The following is a 15,303-nucleotide window of genomic DNA, read 5'->3' as shown; positions in this document are numbered from 1 at the left end:
TGCATATTTAAAATCACCTGGAGATAATTAGTGCGGTAACAAAGATGCTACATTTGTTCCCATTCCTGGTGTCGCAGTGACACGGGATGAACCCAAGGTAACAAATGACCATGCAAACCTCCGAAACCATCAACACCCCCCAAAACGGCTTCATGGGTGATGCCGTAGAAGGCCGACTGAGCGGAATGCTGCTCACCTCCCTGGCCGAAGTCTTGAAGTCGCCCGAGGCGACTGTGCGCCGTCATTTGTTGGTGCAGGCGGCAAAGATGGCGGATAGCAGCTTCCGCGAAGTCCTCCTGGCCCGTAGTGCTCTCCTGGCCAGCAAGGGCGCAGAGCCTGAATACGGCGATGAAGCGCTGAATGCAGACCTGAGCCAGACCATTGACCAATCTCTTGAACTGGTGCGCAGTGCCAGCAACCAGCTGGAGCAAGCGCTGCGCTCCATTGATGGTTTCCGCTCCCGCGCAAGGGAGTACGTCAAGACACATCACCCGGACGTTTTTGCTGCCATTAAGCAAGAGCAAGAAGAGGCAAAAAATCGCCAGTGCGAATGCATTAAATGCACTTTGAAGCGCGCCGCCGAGTCGATGAATTCTCAAGAAAATCAATCGTCTACGGATGGCCAAGGCGACCAAGCCCACCAAGGTCAGCAAGCCAGCCAAGCCAACCTTGGCCACCAAGGATGCAAGGGCTGCGGAAAGTGCAAACCTGAATCTGCTGAGACTGAGGCCATTGCGTGAGCACCACCACTGTGCGCGCCGTCAATCGTGAGCTGCAGCGCCGGGGCATTTCGGCCCGCCTGCAGCGCAACGATGGGCGCAAGGTTCATGCCTTTGTCTTCCATGGCGATATGCGCGCCCTGGTGCTGCCTGAGCTGCGAATCGCGCGCACATCCAGCCTGTCGCTGTCGAGCTGGATGCAAGAGCTGAATGCGCTTGCGTCCGAGGCAGCGGGGCAGGGCAAGGCGACGGCGGCATTGGCCGCCCTGGTGGCCGTTCGCACAGCTGGCGCAAGCCATTGCATGACGCCTTCCCGCCTGCGCCGCTGGCGCATGGCACAGGGCCTCTCGCTGACGCGGGCCGCCGAAGAGCTGGGCGTGAGCCGCCGCACCTACTGCGAGTGGGAAAGCGGTTTGACCCGAAACACAAAGCAGCCCGTGCGCCTGACGCGCTTGCTTGGGCTTGCATGCCGCGCCATTGAGGCCGGACTAGAGCCCATCGGAGGGCAAGAGTGATGACGATTCAACTGAAAAACATGCATGCGATGGCCATGGACGCGGGCGGTTACGTGTCTATGCGCATGCCCTTTGCCGCCAATGAGCAGACCGCCGATTTTGTCTACATGGGGCGCGCATACAAGCTGCTGCCCTCGTTTAAGAGCGGCCCTGAATCTGCAGCTTGCCGTATTGAGCCCAAGAGCTATCGCCGTGGCGATCGCCGCGAGGCTGTCACCCCGGACGGAAAGCCCTATCCCGTTCGCATCAAGGGCGTGCAAGCCGTGAACGGCTGCCTCGGCTCGCCCATCGCTTGGTTTGTCTGCATGGAGAAAGCCACATGAGCACATTTGCCACCCCCGCCCCCGAGCTGGCCCGCACTGGCCACCTCACAAAGCAAAACTTTGCCGACTTCAAAAACCGCCTTTGGGAGAGCTGCGAGGGCTCTGGTGTTGCTGCCCACTGCACCGCCAATGCCTTGTTTCTGGTGCAGCGCCGGGTAACGACCTGGGGCCTCACAGAAGGCTACGCCCAGCATTGGGGCGTTGTGGCCAGCGGCAAGGCCTACGACTCCATTGCCCAGTTCTATGAGAGCTGCGACGAAGAGCGCCGCCGCCTGCTGGACAGCTCGGCCCGCAACCTGCACGGCAAGGCCTTCATCGACCTCGATCACGAATCCGCCGCCGACCTGCTGGAGCGCCGCGAAGTGGAGGTAGTGGGGTACCGCTACAGCTGGTCATTCGTGAGCGCGCATTTCACGCCCGAGGCCGCGCAGCTCTTCATTGACAAAAACAAGTTTGGCTTTGACGAGCCCCTGCGCGTGTACGTGTTCAGCCAAGCCTATTGCGAAGAGTTCAACGCCGTGAAAAACGCCCTCATGGACGGGCGAATTTCTTTCAATTAACCGCTATCAATACAAGAGCTAAAGACCATGACCGATCAAGCGAAAGAAGAAGTTTTTTATGTGGCAAGTCTGAGCCACACCAGCAAGGACGAGGAATTTATCGTCTGGTGGATGCCTGAGCAGCGCGGCTACACCCGTGTGCTGGGTCAAGCAGGCCGTTACTCCACGTCCGACATGATGGCCAACGGCCTCAATGACGGCGTGACAACGGTGGCGATTCCCCTGGAGGTTGCCGATTCCTTCGGCATCGAGCAACCCTACTTCAAGACCGGCGAGCGGATTTTCTCTAGTCCTGGCCTTGTCGTGCCCAATTCGATTGGCGTGTGGCGCGAAATGAAGCGCTATACCTGTAGCCCCGTGCTGCCCGTTCCCCAGCCCTACCGCAAGTGGCCTGAGCGCTTCTTTCAGTGGACAAGGCCCAAGACCGCCGCCGAGCTGGAGCGTGCGCAGTATCCCAAGCTGGAGAAGAACGCCCGCGTGGGTGCCACGGTGTTCGGTACCGGCGTCAGCTCTCATGCCGTGGTACTGGCCGCGCAGGATGCCTACAAGAGCGGCTTTGCCAAGGACGACTCAGAAGACGGCGCCTGCTTTCGCTTCTGGATTCGTGAGGCCTCATTCAACCCAGCCCGCTTGGCCAAGCTGATCGCCCACTGCAAGACCCCCGAGGAATACCGGGCCGTCTTGATGCCGCTGGCAGCCGAAGACACCAGCACCAACCGCAGCGTAACGAGCGCATGAGCGCGCAGCTGCGGCTTATCGACTTCCTTCTGGGCCAGCTGACGACGCTCTACGAATGCTACACAGAGCACGAATGCTCTGAATGTTATAGCAGGCGAATCAACGATATAGAGCCTGCCGACTACTGCGAGCACTGCGACAACACCGGCCTAGAGCCCCCTTCAAACACAGACACGGAGAAGCAGCATGAGTGACCATTGGAAGCGCGAAGAGCGCGAAAAGAAGACGCGCGCAGACTGGCTGGAAGCGCTCAAAGTAGGCGACAGGGTATTCGTCCCAATGAACAGCAGTTCCTGGGACGGAGAGGTCGGCTCGGTTTCCGTTGTGGAGCGCTTGACCAAGACGCAAATTGTTCTGCAGGGCAGCAATACGCGCTATCGCCGCGATACCGGCGCTGCGGTGGGCGCCAGTAGCGGCTATTACTACAGCTCTCGCAGCATTCAGCCCTTCACTGCAGACGCCCAATATGCAATGGAGCTGCGCAGCGCTCGCAGGAGCATCGCAAAGCTGGGGGATTACCGCGTGGCGAACAAGCTGCCGGATTCGGTGATTTTTGCAGTGGCCAATGCTCTCAACGCCGCCGAGACGGAAAAGGCCGTGCCCGATGCTGAATGGCTGGCCGAGCAGGGCGCCTATGTGGTCTTTGCGCCCAAGTACAGCCGCCATTTTGTGCGCTGGGCTGATGGCAGCGAGCAGGCGGGCCGCTACGGCACTGATGTGATGGCCGTCAGCGTGGCCAAGAGCGCGCAGCAAATGGGCATGGCCCGCTGCGGTATGCCTCTCTGCACTGATGCCCAGCACCACCCCTGCTGCCCCACTCTGCACAAGAGCGAGGCCGACGATGAATAAGCGCATCGAGCCCGAAACCATCCTGACCCCTGGCGAGCTGCGCGGCCTGTTTGCTGTGCTCAAGGACATGGGCGAGCCTGAAAGCTGGCCAGAAATCGGCCTTGTGCGCCTGCCTGGAGACATTGCAGAGGATGGCCGAACCGGCCTCTACCTCTATGAAGTCGATGCGCCCGAGGAAGGTTGCACGGGCCCCCTCGACAGCATGGGCGAGGTCGGCTCATGAGCATGGCCCAAGTACGGCGCATGTACGGCGTGCCTGCCATGAGAGGCGGGCGCGTTGAGTACACCGGCTGCGGCCAGCCCGAGCAGGGCGTTATCACCGGCAGCGATGGCGCGCGTTTGCGCATACGCCTGGACGGCCACAAGCATTCACACCCGTTTCACCCCCGATGGAAGCTGCGCTACCTGGAAGCAGCGAAGAAGGACACCAAATGAACAAAGTCATGTGCAAGGGCGATATCCGCCTGGGCTCGGGTTGCAAGGCCTGCGAGCGCTGCTATTCCCAACTTGAGGAACAGAGCCGCGCCGCGCTGCTGGAGGCCGAAGCCGCCCTGGAAGTGGCCACGGGCCGCGATGGCCACCCCAAACCCTTTGGCCAGTTCAAAAGCTCTGAAACGCTGGGCCTGGAGCTGGTGCGCGCTGCGCTGGCCAGCAAGCCATTTGAGGGCACTGTCTCTTTTGGCCTGAAAAAGCTGCTGGACGAAATGGGCACGTACCACCATGACACGGTGACGGCAATGCAGGCCGCCTGGATTGAGTGGCAGCATGGCGCGGGCGCAGAAGAGGCTATGGGCTGGATTCACAACACCCTCTGCGGCCCTGGCCACATCCCTGATGAAGACGAGCCCTGGGGTAAAGAGGCGCAGGCATGGTTTGACGCCAACCGCTCCAACCCCGCCCCCGCTTGCCCCTGTGGCCGCCCCGGCAACATCCAGTCGTCAGACAAAGCCTATTGCTCTGAAAACTGCTACCGCACAGCCAAGGGCCTGCCCTTGCTGGAGAGCAAGCCTGCCGAGCTGGGCGAGCGCGTCAAGCAAGTGCGCGATGCCGAGCGCTGGCGCATGGTTGAGCAGGTTGTCTGCGGCCTCACGGTGCTGGGCAATCCCATCTACGCGATTACCGGCAAGAACGTGGAAATGCCTGAAAACCTCATGCGCGGCAGCGTGGCCGAGCACCTCACCAAATCCATCGACGCCAAGATTGCCGCCGAAAAGGCAGCCATGGCCCGCGAAGCAGCACAGGAGGCAGCAAGCCATGAGTAATCAATCTGCCCGCCTGGGCATTCCTATCCCCAGCCCCGTCAGCGACCGCATCGACGCGGCAGCCCAAGCCATGAGCACAGTCATGGCGCATGTGAGCCTGGGCGCCCATGGCAACCAGTTTGAGCGCGCCTTGTCCGGCCTGCGTGCGGTGCAGTGCCTGACAAACTCGGCCATGCCGCATCAGCCGCCCCGCGCCCTCTTGGCGACCGTTATGCAAGACGACAGCGGAGAGCAGCCGGTTTTCAGTCTCATGGTGGCTTATCGCTCTGACCTGGACGCTGTGGCCGCCATGGCCATGCTGCATATGCCGCCAGTAGGCTATGTGCGCGCAGATCAGGCGTACAGCGTGTCGCAGCTTTATGAAGACCTGGAGGACGTGTGGCGCGAAGCCAATGCAGTTGATACCGCCATTGGCCGCCCCGATGCGCTCATGAAGAAGCTGACGCGCATTCGTGATGCAGTGGCCAATGCGGCAAATGGCTATCTGGCTGGGCGGGACGCGCTGACGCATGCCGAGCTGCTGGAAGTAAAGCGCGCCATCGCGGAATTTGACGACTGCAACGAAACAGACGTGCCTTATGCGCTGCTGATGCGCGCCGCGCACGCGGGCTACCTGAATTGCACGTACTTTGAGCCCGCCGACAAGGAAGCGCTCGACCGCGATATCGCAGCTGCAGAGCAGGAGCCAGCCAATGCGTGAGTACCAAATGGACGTGTTTGAAGTGGTGCGCGGCCTGGGTATCCGCAAGCGATCGGTCTGGAATCATGAGTTCTGCGACAACTTCCACTATCACGAAACCCTGCAGGCCGCCCGCACCAACGTGAAGCAAAAGCCGCGCGTGAAGCTGGCTGACGTGCAGCGCAAGGGGGGAAAGCCATGAGCTGTGGATACACCGGCAGCCACTTCGGCGCCACCTACCCCGACGCCATCTGCATTGACGGCGAGCTGTGGGACTTGGACAGCTGCGCAACGCCTGGAAGTTCCTTGCTGCACAGCGGCGGGGACATTCCCTGCCCCGCCTGTGACCCCAAGGGCTTCATTGAGTACCACACCTGGACTCATGCGTCCGGCAACTCTCACCAGCGCCGCAAGGACATGCGCGCGAAGGTGCGCATCCTGAAACAGAAGATTGAGGCCGGGACGATATGAGCCTCATTCCCCTGCCGCCCAAGGGCGACCGTACCGGCTGGGGCTTGCTGATGCTGCCCCTGGCCATCAAGCAGCAGGCCGCCATTCAGGCCAGCAAGAACCGCTTGGAGCTGACGGCCACCATGTTCAAGGGCATGCCCTACACCTCGGCCATGACCACGCTTCGCCGCGCCGCGACCCATGGCTATCTCACAGAGCACGGCAGTGGCCATAACCGCGTGCGCCGGGTATTCCATTTCCGCAAGGATTTGCACGATCACTTCATGGCCAAGGCCAATCAGCAGGAGGGCCAGACCCATGAAGCGGCTGATTAAGGCTCTGGCCCGCGCGCTGGGCGTCAAGCGTGAATACGCCGTGATTGCCTTGCTGCTGGACGACGAGGGCGATTACCAGCTGAGCCGTCACCTTGTTGGGGCCACGCCCTGGCTGAGCTATGACGGTTTCATGGGCCTGGGAAAGTGGGTTGCCAATGCCACCCGCGTCAGCCCCGACCGAGTATTGATTTTGAGTGTGTGTGAGGTGAGGCGATGAGTTACAGCAATGAGCAAGTCCGGGCGCATATCGCCCATCTTCAAGGCCAAAACAGCGGAATGGTCAATGTCTTTCCTGGCGTGCAGATCGGCGTATCTCGGGAATGTCCTGGCGACACTGCCGATGTGCTGAGTGAAACGCTGCTGCGCGCCATGCGTGCCGAAGCTGAGCTGGAGTCCGTGAAGGCCGCGATGGAGGACAAGACGCCCTGGCGCATGAATGACGGCATCAGCGCAACCTACCTTGACGGCTGCGAATCCCGTTTCACCCTGACCCGTGGTAATGACGAGAGCCAAAGCCGCATCGTGGTTTTCGTGGCCGGTGACAAGGCCGCAGACGCCTATGCGCTGGCGAACGCCATTACCTGCGGCGGCGTGGTGCTGCAGCCCGTGGTAGGCCGTGATGCCCTGCATGCAGCGGTGCAGCAGCAGATAGACAGCATCGGCGCCGGTGGCTACGCCGAGCAGGCCGACCATGAGCGCCGTGTCGTGAGGCCGCACCTGGACTGCATCACCGACGAAATCGACGCGCTGTACGACGACGCCGCGAAGGAGGCCGCCAAGGTGCAGGCAGAAAACGCCGAACGGTATGAGGCGGACTTTGAATGCCGCGTCCTGCAGCACCTGGAGGGCTGGAGTGCCGAGGACTGGTGCGAGTTCCTTGAGCGCATGCCCGTGCCTGCGGGCATCCTGCGCGCCCAGATCATCGCGCCGCCTGGGGATGAACTGCCCGAGCCGGTCATTGACGCCGTGGCCGAGGCCTTGGGCAGTGGCGCCTACGACTGCATGCGGGTGTGGAGCGCCTGGGACGTGGGCACCATGGGCCGCGAAGACTTCTGGGGCATTGCAGAGGATGGTGATCGAGTGGCCGATATCGCCCGCGCAGCCATCCTGGCCCACATCAAGGGCGCGTGAGCATGGACCCCCATCTGTGGGGGTTCCTGGCGGTGGCTGCCGTGGTGGCGCCGCTGCTGGGAATCTGCATCGAGCAGCTGATAACCCATGAAAACTTGATAGCGCTAGACGCTGATAAACAGTGAGAGAGACGCCGAAATGACCAGAAAAGCAAAGCCCATTCTTTTCAATCCGTCCATGGTGTTCGCCCTGGACGCTGGAGACAAGACCGTGACGCGCCGCCCCGTGCAGGGCAAGGCCTTGGACACCATCTATCGCCTGCTGGGCGGTGGCTTCCCCATCGAGCAGCTTGGCCAAGGTGTGATGGCTGACCATACCTTTGTCGTGTGGGACAAGCGCCGCGACCGCCTGGATGAATCGCACGAGTCTTTCGCCGCGCCCGCGCCCTACGGCACAGACGGCGGCATTGTCTGGGTGCGCGAGACATGGGCCCACCATACCCATGCAATGAGCGCCGCGACCGACAAGGACGGCCCATTCACCTACCGCGCTGCCGACTGGGAGGGCCGCAACCGCCTGGGAGAGAAATGGAAACCCAATCTCCATATGCCGAAGGAGGCCTGCCGCCTCTTCTTCATGGTCAAGAGCGTGCGCATTGAGTACCTGACGGCCATCACCCCCGAAGAGGTTGCCAAGGAAGGCATGGCCATGCTCTCCAAGGACGGCGGGCGAACCTACAAGCACGGCCTGCCTGACCTGGACGGCCTGCCCGGCTCCGATAACCTGGGCTGGGCCTGGGCAGACTGGGACGCTGACCCGGTGCAAGCCTTCAAGCGCCTATGGCTGATGACTGGCGGCCAGTGGGACGAAGAGCAGCTGGTTTGGCGCTATGAGCTGGAGGCCTGCGCCGCGCCGCAAGGCTGGCCAACCCCTGGCGGTCAAAAGTCACAGGTACGAAACGCCGCGACGGCCTCGCTTGACTCCAACGGAGGCATCCAATGACACAGGGGACAGTAGAGGGCGAGACACAGGGGGGAGTAATGGCAACAGTGGAAGAAATCGTGGACGCGGCGCTCAATCTGGCAGACACCCAACCAGTGCAGACGCTGGACAAACTGAGGGCCCAGCTGCTTGATAGGTTCCCTGGCCAGCCCCAAGACGTGAAGGCGGCCATAGGGCAATGGGCCTTGCTGCAGTAGAGGCGACCACCACCACACAGGGGAGGGCTGATGCTCTCCCTTTTTTTATGGCTGGAAGCAGCAGAGGGCGTGCAGGCCGGGGAGGGCCAAGAGGCTGAGAGGCAGTGGGCCCCTGGACTCTCACCCCCGGACTCTTGAGAAAAGATGGGCAGATTTGCGAACGGAGGGGACGATCGCACATTCTGGCAGCCTCGCATGCGTGCGTGCGCGTGCTTTCGCCTTGGGGCTGGACTGAAAGCCGGTGGAGCTGCCGCGCTTTGGGCACCAGAAGGGCCGCGAACGAGGTTTCTATAGGCGGTAATGTCGCTGGGACGCCAGCTACTGCCGCAATTCAACGATTCGGGAAAGACGGCCCCAGAGGGGGCCACGCGGGCTCGGACTATCCCGCGCATGACAACCCGGATTACTGCGCGCGATGTAGCGAATATGACTGAGCACTGGCTAGGTACGCCCGTTAACGGCTACCTTGGCTCTAGCTATGGGTCAGATACCAAGAGCCTGCTGCAAACCCCCATGGCGGCGGGTCTGGCTGACGGTCTGGTGGCCAAGTGCCGCCAAGACGTGCCAATCCTCTTGGGCGCATCGTCAGACGCAATCAACGTGTACGCATACGACGCCGACCACCAAACCAAGGTGATCGCGTTCGACATTTCAGGCGAGCTGGTGGAAGTGGACAACGGGGGAGACTCCTACGCGCCGGAAGGCTCTGAGGATGGTCTTGCACTTTCGCCCGAGCCCGAGCTTATCGACCTTGTGAATGTCGATATCGCCAACGGCTTGCACTACCTGCTGCACGTAACGCTGCCAACGCCGGGTTATCTGTAACCGAGAAAGAACCCATGGCGACTTCTGCATCCATTAACGCGAAGATCAAGACGTTTTCGGACGATATGGCCATTGCGCATTTGATTGTGCATGGCTCTCCTGACGCGACCGTCCAAACAGACGGCGGGCGCGTCAAGACGCTGGCGAAGGTGATTCGTGACCTGGAAGACCGCAACCAAGAGGTTGCCAACCAGATCATTGCCACCATCACCACCAACCTGAATAAGCAGGGCGATACGCTGCTGGCCAACCTGACCACTTCGGTGAACAGTCGCGCCGATGTGGTGCTGGCCGACCTGAATAACCGGGTCAACACCCTGGCAGACGGCATCCTGGCCAACGCGCGCGCGGCGCAAGCGGCAGCCGAGGCGGCCAAAACTGCTGCAGAGAGTGCAAAGACGGCGGCCAAGACCTCGGAAACCAACGCCAAGACCTCTGAAACCAATGCAGCCGCGTCTAAAACGGCGGCGGCCCAGTCGGCAACCAATGCGGCCAACAGCGCGACAAGCGCGGGCTCAAGCGCCACCAGCGCCAATACCTCGGCCACGCAGGCGGCAACCTCTGCGGGCACGGCGGTGGGCAAAGCGACCCAAGCCATTGAGGCTGCCGACGCTGCAGGGGCATCCGAAGAGGCGGCGGCAATCAGCGCGACGGCGGCCAGCAACTCGGCCAAGGCCGCTGCAGCCGCTGTGCAGTCGTCGGCCACGAGCGCGACCGAGGCCGGTAACAGCCAGATCGCGGCCAAACAGCAGGCCGACTTGGCCACCACCAAGGCGTCTGCTGCAGCTGCCAGCGCAACGGCTGCGGCGGGCAGCGCAACAGCAGCGGGCACCAGCGCAACAGCAGCGGCATCGAGCGAGACAAAAGCCAAGACCAGCGAGACGAACGCCAAGACCAGCGAGACAAACGCGGCCAATAGCGCTTCTGCGGCCTACACCAATGCTCAGGGCGCGGTGAACTCGGGCACGACCGCGACCACCAAGGCCAGCGAAGCAGCGGCCAGCGCGACTGCAGCCGCAGGCTCGGCCACCACGGCTGCCACGGAGGCGGGCAAGGCCTCGGCCAGCGCGACGAACGCCATGGGCTACCGTGACACGGCGGGCGGGCACGCCAACACGGCCAGCACCAAGGCCAACGACGCCTCAAACTACGCATCGAGCGCCCTGGCCAGCCGCAACGCGGCCAGCAACTCCGAGGCCACGGCCAAGAAATGGGCCGACAGCGACTGGAATGTGGCCGTAGAGGCGGGCAAGTACAGCGCGAAGCATTGGGCCATGGTGGCCGAAAAGATGCTGACCGATGGCGTCTTTGACAATACCGTCACCAGCGATGTGCTGTCCTGGACTTCCAGCAAGATCGCGGAAGAGCTGGCCAAGAAGAGCGAAAACAACACGACTTCCCGCTTTCTGGGTACCGCCGCCAAGGCAGATATCCTGTCCACGGCGCGCACCATTGGCATTTCTGGCGGCATCACGGCAGAGGCAGCCGACTTTGACGGCTCCAAGAACATCACCATTAAGGTGAACTCGGTCGATGCTTCGCTGCTGACCGGCACGGCAAGCCTGGACACGGTGGGCAATGCCGGTACCGCAAACAAGCTCAAGACCGCGCGCAAGATCAATGGCACGTCCTTTGATGGCTCTACCGATATCTCCGTGCAGTGGTCGGTTGACACCATCCCGTCCAATGCCGACCTCAACAACTACAAGAGCCCCGGCGTTTTCGCCGTGCTCAACGACTCCAACGCGGCCACGATCGTAAGCAGCCCGACAACGGTAGCTTTCTCGCTGAGCGTGGTAACGGTGGCCGCGAACGTCATCCAGACGCTGATCGAGTCGCGCTCGGCCAACCGCCACATTTACAGCCGCGTGCTGATCGGTACCGTCTGGAGCGCCTGGGACGAGAGCTACACCAGCTCCAATCCGCAGGTTGATATCTCGGGCAATGCCGCGACCGTCACTAACGGCGTCTACACGACCGGCACGCAGACCGTGGGCGGCAACAAGACCTTTTCGGGCAACAACACGCACACCGGCAGCAACACGGTTTCCGGCACCACGACGCACAGCGGCGCGCTCAAAGTCACCAACACCACGGCGAGCACCAGCACCACCACCGGCGCGCTTACCGTGTCTGGCGGCCTGGGCGTGGCTGGAGCCGTGTACGCGGGCTCCTTCAATGGCCCGCTGACCGGCAACGCCTCGACCGCTACCAAGCTGGCCACGCCGCGCACCATCAACGGCGTCAACTTCGACGGCTCGGCCAACATCACGATTGTGGACGCCACCAAGGCGCCCTTGGCCAGCCCCTCGCTGAGCGGCACACCCCTGACGCCCACGCCTGCAGAGGGCAACAGCACCACGCAAATCGCCAATGCGGCCTTTGTGCAGTCTGAAATCCAGCTCGCTATTTCCCGCCTGATGGGCGGCGCGACCCCTGCGGCCCTGGATACCCTGGCCGAGCTGGCAGCCGCGCTGGGCGGCGATGGCAACTTTGCCGCGACCGTCACAAACAATCTGGCGCTCAAGTTCGACAAGGCAGGCGGCAACATCACCGGCTCCGTGAACATCACGGACACGACCCCAGCCACCAGCAAGACCACGGGCGCCCAGACCATTGCCGGTGGCCTGGGTGTAAGCGGCGACGTTTGGGCGACCAACTTTCGCGGCGCCCTGGTGGGAAATGCCTCGACAGCTACGGCCCTGGCCACGGCTCGCAGCTTTTCGCTCACTGGCGCGGCCACGGCAGCTGCTGTCAACTTCAACGGCTCGGGCAATGTGGCGCTCAACGTCACCAGCCTGGACGCGAGCAAGCTGAGCGGCACGGCTTCGGTGAGCACCACCGGCAACGCCCAGACCGCTACCGCCCTGGCAGTGGCCCGCCTTATCAATGGCGTGAACTTCGACGGCTCGGCCAACATTGATATTCAGTGGGAGGCTCAGGTCATTGCCGACGCGACCGACCTGAATAATGTGCAGGCCGAGGGCGTCTATTACGTGTCGGCCAACGCTTCTGCCGCTACGTTGCTCAACTCCCCAACGACCAACGCTTTCAGCTTGCGCGTGTACCGTGCCGCTGGCGTCATTCAGGAGCTGACCGAGTATCTGGCCACCGGCTCGCGCAAGACCTATCAGCGCGCCTTCTATAGCAGCGCCTGGAGCGCCTGGGCTCGCATTTACACGACCATTGACGCGCCTACGTCCGTCACCGGCAACGCGGGCACGGCTACCAAGCTGGCAACAGCTCGCGCCCTGACCATCGGCGCGGCAGCAGCCAAGAACTTCGACGGCACGGCGGCTCTGAGCTGGACGCTGGGGGAAATCGGCGCGGCTGATGCTGGCCACACGCATAGCGATTACCTGCCTATCAACGGAAGCGTCCGTATGACCGGCAGACTTGGCATTGCTGCATCTGCTGGCGCCATTGGCGCTGCTACAGGCAGCGTGAGCAACTTGGAGGTGATTGGAGTCGGAGGTGCAAGTGATGCCGCATTCATGACCTTTCACCGCCCAGGTTCGTATGCGGGCTACTTCGGCATTGACACGAATAACAAGTGGTCGGTCGGCGGCTGGTCTATGGGCGCAAATTCCTACGCCCTGTTTCACGAGGGCAACCTTCAGCCAAGCGTGGCAAAGCTCGCGACTGCACGCACCATTGGCGGCGTCAGCTTTGACGGCACTGCCAATATCAACCTCCCTGGCGTCAATACGGCGGGCAACCAAAGCACCACGGGCAACGCGGGCACGGCTACGACCCTGGCCACAGCGCGCACGCTGACCATTGGCGGTACCGGCAAGACGTTCAACGGCTCGGCCAACGTCTCTTGGAGTCTCGGGGAAATCGGCGCGGCCCCGGCGACCCATAGCCACGACTACATGCCCACGGACGGCGGCAACTTCACAGGCCGCATCAATTTGCCGACCTTCGGCAATTCGTGGATTGCGGGTACTGGTGGCACCAGCTGCAGCATCGGCTTCACCGGGGCCTCTACCTCTGGCTCTTTCCACGCCTGGATGGCCCAGCGCACAGCTGGCGGCAACGGCTTTGCAGTTGGCCAGATCGGGGAATCGTGGGTTCTGTCCTTTGCTACGGCTGCCAACATCAACGCCAACACCAACGCGGCAACGCAGCTGATTACGGCCACCTCGGGCGGCGTGACCGTGGGCGGCGAGTTCTGGGCCACCGGCAACAACGGCGCCTATTCGGACAGCCGTATCAAGGCCAATTTCAAGCGCATCGACAACCCCCTTACCCGCGTGCGAATGCTGGAGGGCATGACGTTCGACCGCCTGGATATTCAGATGGGCCGCCAAGCGGGCCTGCGCGCCCAGCAAGTGCGCCTTGCCTGCCCCGAGGCAGTGTCTGAGCTGCCAGCCCCAGAGCACATGAAAGAGTTGCTGCCTGATGGCCGGTTGCTGGCCGTCAACTACGGCGCGCTCTCTGGTCTGTATGTCGAGGCCATCAAGGAACTGGAAAAGCAGCTGCTGGCCCTGCGCCGCGAAGTGGCCCAGTTGAAGCAGGCCCAGTCGAAGAAGTTTCAATAACCACTGACCAAGCCCCCCAGCGATGGGGGGTGCAACCCATGAAATACACCTACCGAGTAGTTAATTTTTCCAACAGCCCTGACGAAGCGCCCGAGCCTCATACCTGGGTTCAAGTGGAGCTGTCCAAGATCGACGGCAACGAGGTTTGCGCGGTGATGGGTACCACTCACGTCAGCCTCAATCAGCGCTTCACCGAATTCAACGTAGAAATGCGCGCGGCGATCGAGCAGCGTTTGTATGAGCGCGGCCTGATCGACCCGCCCACCCAAACTGTGCTGGAAGAGGCCCAGCGCGCCAAGCTGCGCGACATGATCGCCAAGCGCGATAGCCTGGAGGTTTCCGGCTTCCCCTACATGGGCAAGACCTTCGACAGCGACAGCCTGAGCGTGATGCGCATCCTCATGACCGCCATGGCCGCCGTGGTGGCTGTCATCCAGAACCAGCCCATGGAAATCACTTGGGTGACGGCTGACAACAGCACGATTGCCCTTGACCGCAACGGCATTCTGGGGCTCCCGGTAGCCCTGGCCACGCATGCCAACAACCTGCACCTGATGGGGCGCGACATGCGCGAGCAGATCGAGCAGGCCGCGTCCCTGGCCCAAGTGGCCGCCGTGAAGTGGCCAGAAGGGAGCGCCTGATGCTGCAAAGCAGTGGCCCTATCACCATGGCCCAAGTGGCCGCCGAGCTGGGCATCAGCGCTTCGGGCTTGAGCCTGGGGGACAGCCGCGTGCGCAATCTGGCCAAGCGCCCCTCTGGCTCCATATCGTTTGCTGACCTCTACGGGAAGTCGTCATTCAGCTGGGTCAACTCGGCAATTCCCATTCAAGCCTTCTTTAGCGGCCCGAGTATGTCTTTCATGCTCACCATGCAGCTAAACGGCGCCGCGACGTGGTTTGACATTCCATTCAAATACTTTGAGGGCGAGCGACCGGCGAATATCTGGGTCATGTTTGACATTGGCTGGATGTACCTGTCTGGCGATACCACCCCCTTGCAAGCCAATACGTGGTATCAGCTGTCTAACGGTGGGCCAAGCACCTACTACTACCGAACAGCAGCCGAAGAACTCAGTTTCAACGCCTACTGGACAGACAACCCGGCGCAGGGGGCCAAGGGCCGACAAGCGCTGTACCTCAATCACAGCGGGCGATAGGCAGTTGGGAAAGATGGCCCCTGCGGCCATCAATCGCGTCCACAAACTTTTAAGCGGTACCGGGCCCATGGTGGGCGC

22 protein-coding genes are annotated in these 15,303 nt (G+C 62.0%); all 22 read left to right on the top strand.

The features are described from left to right. The first annotated feature begins 110 nt into the window (after positions 1–110). The 22 genes from ACWGXF_RS19005 (at position 111) to ACWGXF_RS18900 (ending at position 15,225) form a co-directional block, all read left to right on the top strand. Positions 111–740: a hypothetical protein gene (locus ACWGXF_RS19005; RefSeq protein ID WP_452102321.1), complete on the top strand. Its 630-nt coding sequence runs from the start codon at positions 111–113 to the stop codon at positions 738–740. Continuing rightward, positions 737–1,234: a helix-turn-helix domain-containing protein gene (locus ACWGXF_RS19000; RefSeq protein WP_452102320.1), complete on the top strand. Its 498-nt coding sequence runs from the start codon at positions 737–739 to the stop codon at positions 1,232–1,234. Before ACWGXF_RS19005 ends, ACWGXF_RS19000 begins: the two co-directional genes overlap by 4 nt. Further along, on the top strand, positions 1,234–1,557 hold the full coding sequence (locus ACWGXF_RS18995) for a hypothetical protein (RefSeq protein ID WP_452102319.1): 324 nt from the start codon (positions 1,234–1,236) through the stop codon (positions 1,555–1,557). The genes ACWGXF_RS19000 and ACWGXF_RS18995 overlap by 1 nt, the downstream gene beginning before the upstream one ends. Continuing rightward, entirely contained in the window at positions 1,554–2,117 is a 564-nt protein-coding gene (locus tag ACWGXF_RS18990) for a hypothetical protein (RefSeq protein ID WP_452102318.1), read from the top strand. The genes ACWGXF_RS18995 and ACWGXF_RS18990 overlap by 4 nt, the downstream gene beginning before the upstream one ends. Positions 2,118–2,144: 27 nt before the next feature. After that, positions 2,145–2,855: a hypothetical protein gene (locus tag ACWGXF_RS18985; protein ID WP_452102317.1), complete on the top strand. Its 711-nt coding sequence runs from the start codon at positions 2,145–2,147 to the stop codon at positions 2,853–2,855. 186 nt (positions 2,856–3,041) lie between these two features. Next, on the top strand, positions 3,042–3,704 hold the full coding sequence (locus tag ACWGXF_RS18980; protein WP_452102316.1) for a hypothetical protein: 663 nt from the start codon (positions 3,042–3,044) through the stop codon (positions 3,702–3,704). Continuing rightward, complete coding sequence (locus tag ACWGXF_RS18975; RefSeq protein ID WP_452102315.1) at positions 3,697–3,927, top strand: hypothetical protein; 231 nt, start codon at positions 3,697–3,699, stop codon at positions 3,925–3,927. Before ACWGXF_RS18980 ends, ACWGXF_RS18975 begins: the two co-directional genes overlap by 8 nt. Then, positions 3,924–4,139 carry a hypothetical protein gene (locus tag ACWGXF_RS18970; RefSeq protein WP_452102314.1) on the top strand — a complete coding sequence of 72 codons (216 nt, stop codon included), beginning with the start codon at positions 3,924–3,926 and terminating at the stop codon, positions 4,137–4,139. The genes ACWGXF_RS18975 and ACWGXF_RS18970 overlap by 4 nt, the downstream gene beginning before the upstream one ends. After that, positions 4,136–4,966 (top strand): hypothetical protein, encoded by an 831-nt coding sequence (locus tag ACWGXF_RS18965; protein WP_452102313.1) that lies wholly within the window; start codon positions 4,136–4,138, stop codon positions 4,964–4,966. Before ACWGXF_RS18970 ends, ACWGXF_RS18965 begins: the two co-directional genes overlap by 4 nt. Next, complete coding sequence (locus ACWGXF_RS18960) at positions 4,959–5,666, top strand: hypothetical protein (RefSeq protein WP_452102312.1); 708 nt, start codon at positions 4,959–4,961, stop codon at positions 5,664–5,666. The genes ACWGXF_RS18965 and ACWGXF_RS18960 overlap by 8 nt, the downstream gene beginning before the upstream one ends. Then, positions 5,659–5,847, top strand: a complete 189-nt coding sequence (locus ACWGXF_RS18955) for a hypothetical protein (RefSeq protein ID WP_452102311.1) — start codon at positions 5,659–5,661, stop codon at positions 5,845–5,847. The genes ACWGXF_RS18960 and ACWGXF_RS18955 overlap by 8 nt, the downstream gene beginning before the upstream one ends. Beyond that, positions 5,844–6,116 (top strand): hypothetical protein, encoded by a 273-nt coding sequence (locus ACWGXF_RS18950; protein WP_452102310.1) that lies wholly within the window; start codon positions 5,844–5,846, stop codon positions 6,114–6,116. Before ACWGXF_RS18955 ends, ACWGXF_RS18950 begins: the two co-directional genes overlap by 4 nt. After that, positions 6,113–6,430 (top strand): hypothetical protein, encoded by a 318-nt coding sequence (locus ACWGXF_RS18945; RefSeq protein WP_452102309.1) that lies wholly within the window; start codon positions 6,113–6,115, stop codon positions 6,428–6,430. Before ACWGXF_RS18950 ends, ACWGXF_RS18945 begins: the two co-directional genes overlap by 4 nt. Continuing rightward, complete coding sequence (locus tag ACWGXF_RS18940) at positions 6,414–6,647, top strand: hypothetical protein (RefSeq protein WP_452102308.1); 234 nt, start codon at positions 6,414–6,416, stop codon at positions 6,645–6,647. The genes ACWGXF_RS18945 and ACWGXF_RS18940 overlap by 17 nt, the downstream gene beginning before the upstream one ends. Continuing rightward, positions 6,644–7,561: a hypothetical protein gene (locus tag ACWGXF_RS18935; RefSeq protein ID WP_452102307.1), complete on the top strand. Its 918-nt coding sequence runs from the start codon at positions 6,644–6,646 to the stop codon at positions 7,559–7,561. Before ACWGXF_RS18940 ends, ACWGXF_RS18935 begins: the two co-directional genes overlap by 4 nt. A gap of 2 nt (positions 7,562–7,563) precedes the next feature. Continuing rightward, the gene (locus tag ACWGXF_RS18930) at positions 7,564–7,686 is read left to right on the top strand and encodes a hypothetical protein (RefSeq protein ID WP_452102306.1); all 123 of its coding nucleotides are present in this window, start codon (positions 7,564–7,566) and stop codon (positions 7,684–7,686) included. Between the two features lie 13 nt (positions 7,687–7,699). Beyond that, positions 7,700–8,503, top strand: a complete 804-nt coding sequence (locus tag ACWGXF_RS18925) for a hypothetical protein (RefSeq protein WP_452102305.1) — start codon at positions 7,700–7,702, stop codon at positions 8,501–8,503. A 38-nt stretch (positions 8,504–8,541) separates the two neighbouring features. Further along, on the top strand, positions 8,542–8,700 hold the full coding sequence (locus ACWGXF_RS18920; protein ID WP_452102304.1) for a hypothetical protein: 159 nt from the start codon (positions 8,542–8,544) through the stop codon (positions 8,698–8,700). 390 nt (positions 8,701–9,090) lie between these two features. Beyond that, positions 9,091–9,525 carry a hypothetical protein gene (locus ACWGXF_RS18915; RefSeq protein ID WP_452102303.1) on the top strand — a complete coding sequence of 145 codons (435 nt, stop codon included), beginning with the start codon at positions 9,091–9,093 and terminating at the stop codon, positions 9,523–9,525. Between the two features lie 14 nt (positions 9,526–9,539). Beyond that, positions 9,540–14,069 carry a pyocin knob domain-containing S74 family peptidase gene (locus tag ACWGXF_RS18910; RefSeq protein WP_452102302.1) on the top strand — a complete coding sequence of 1,510 codons (4,530 nt, stop codon included), beginning with the start codon at positions 9,540–9,542 and terminating at the stop codon, positions 14,067–14,069. Between the two features lie 38 nt (positions 14,070–14,107). Next, positions 14,108–14,710, top strand: a complete 603-nt coding sequence (locus ACWGXF_RS18905) for a DUF4376 domain-containing protein (RefSeq protein WP_452102301.1) — start codon at positions 14,108–14,110, stop codon at positions 14,708–14,710. Continuing rightward, positions 14,710–15,225 carry a hypothetical protein gene (locus ACWGXF_RS18900; protein WP_452102300.1) on the top strand — a complete coding sequence of 172 codons (516 nt, stop codon included), beginning with the start codon at positions 14,710–14,712 and terminating at the stop codon, positions 15,223–15,225. The genes ACWGXF_RS18905 and ACWGXF_RS18900 overlap by 1 nt, the downstream gene beginning before the upstream one ends. The last annotated feature ends 78 nt before the right edge of the window (positions 15,226–15,303 follow it).

This window comes from Comamonas sp. HJ-2 (assembly GCF_053615495.1).
Note: the sequence above shows the minus strand (reverse complement) of the source record. Positions and strands in the feature narration are given on the sequence as shown.

Coding starts and splice junctions, on each gene's coding strand:
- ACWGXF_RS19005 (WP_452102321.1), top strand. CDS start 111: ATGCAAACCTCCGAAACCATCAACACCCCCCAAAACGGCTTCATGGGT.
- ACWGXF_RS18995 (WP_452102319.1), top strand. CDS start 1,234: ATGACGATTCAACTGAAAAACATGCATGCGATGGCCATGGACGCGGGC.
- ACWGXF_RS18990 (WP_452102318.1), top strand. CDS start 1,554: ATGAGCACATTTGCCACCCCCGCCCCCGAGCTGGCCCGCACTGGCCAC.
- ACWGXF_RS18985 (WP_452102317.1), top strand. CDS start 2,145: ATGACCGATCAAGCGAAAGAAGAAGTTTTTTATGTGGCAAGTCTGAGC.
- ACWGXF_RS18980 (WP_452102316.1), top strand. CDS start 3,042: ATGAGTGACCATTGGAAGCGCGAAGAGCGCGAAAAGAAGACGCGCGCA.
- ACWGXF_RS18975 (WP_452102315.1), top strand. CDS start 3,697: ATGAATAAGCGCATCGAGCCCGAAACCATCCTGACCCCTGGCGAGCTG.
- ACWGXF_RS18970 (WP_452102314.1), top strand. CDS start 3,924: ATGAGCATGGCCCAAGTACGGCGCATGTACGGCGTGCCTGCCATGAGA.
- ACWGXF_RS18965 (WP_452102313.1), top strand. CDS start 4,136: ATGAACAAAGTCATGTGCAAGGGCGATATCCGCCTGGGCTCGGGTTGC.
- ACWGXF_RS18960 (WP_452102312.1), top strand. CDS start 4,959: ATGAGTAATCAATCTGCCCGCCTGGGCATTCCTATCCCCAGCCCCGTC.
- ACWGXF_RS18955 (WP_452102311.1), top strand. CDS start 5,659: ATGCGTGAGTACCAAATGGACGTGTTTGAAGTGGTGCGCGGCCTGGGT.
- ACWGXF_RS18950 (WP_452102310.1), top strand. CDS start 5,844: ATGAGCTGTGGATACACCGGCAGCCACTTCGGCGCCACCTACCCCGAC.
- ACWGXF_RS18945 (WP_452102309.1), top strand. CDS start 6,113: ATGAGCCTCATTCCCCTGCCGCCCAAGGGCGACCGTACCGGCTGGGGC.
- ACWGXF_RS18940 (WP_452102308.1), top strand. CDS start 6,414: ATGAAGCGGCTGATTAAGGCTCTGGCCCGCGCGCTGGGCGTCAAGCGT.
- ACWGXF_RS18935 (WP_452102307.1), top strand. CDS start 6,644: ATGAGTTACAGCAATGAGCAAGTCCGGGCGCATATCGCCCATCTTCAA.
- ACWGXF_RS18930 (WP_452102306.1), top strand. CDS start 7,564: ATGGACCCCCATCTGTGGGGGTTCCTGGCGGTGGCTGCCGTGGTGGCG.
- ACWGXF_RS18925 (WP_452102305.1), top strand. CDS start 7,700: ATGACCAGAAAAGCAAAGCCCATTCTTTTCAATCCGTCCATGGTGTTC.
- ACWGXF_RS18920 (WP_452102304.1), top strand. CDS start 8,542: ATGGCAACAGTGGAAGAAATCGTGGACGCGGCGCTCAATCTGGCAGAC.
- ACWGXF_RS18915 (WP_452102303.1), top strand. CDS start 9,091: ATGACAACCCGGATTACTGCGCGCGATGTAGCGAATATGACTGAGCAC.
- ACWGXF_RS18910 (WP_452102302.1), top strand. CDS start 9,540: ATGGCGACTTCTGCATCCATTAACGCGAAGATCAAGACGTTTTCGGAC.
- ACWGXF_RS18905 (WP_452102301.1), top strand. CDS start 14,108: ATGAAATACACCTACCGAGTAGTTAATTTTTCCAACAGCCCTGACGAA.
- ACWGXF_RS18900 (WP_452102300.1), top strand. CDS start 14,710: ATGCTGCAAAGCAGTGGCCCTATCACCATGGCCCAAGTGGCCGCCGAG.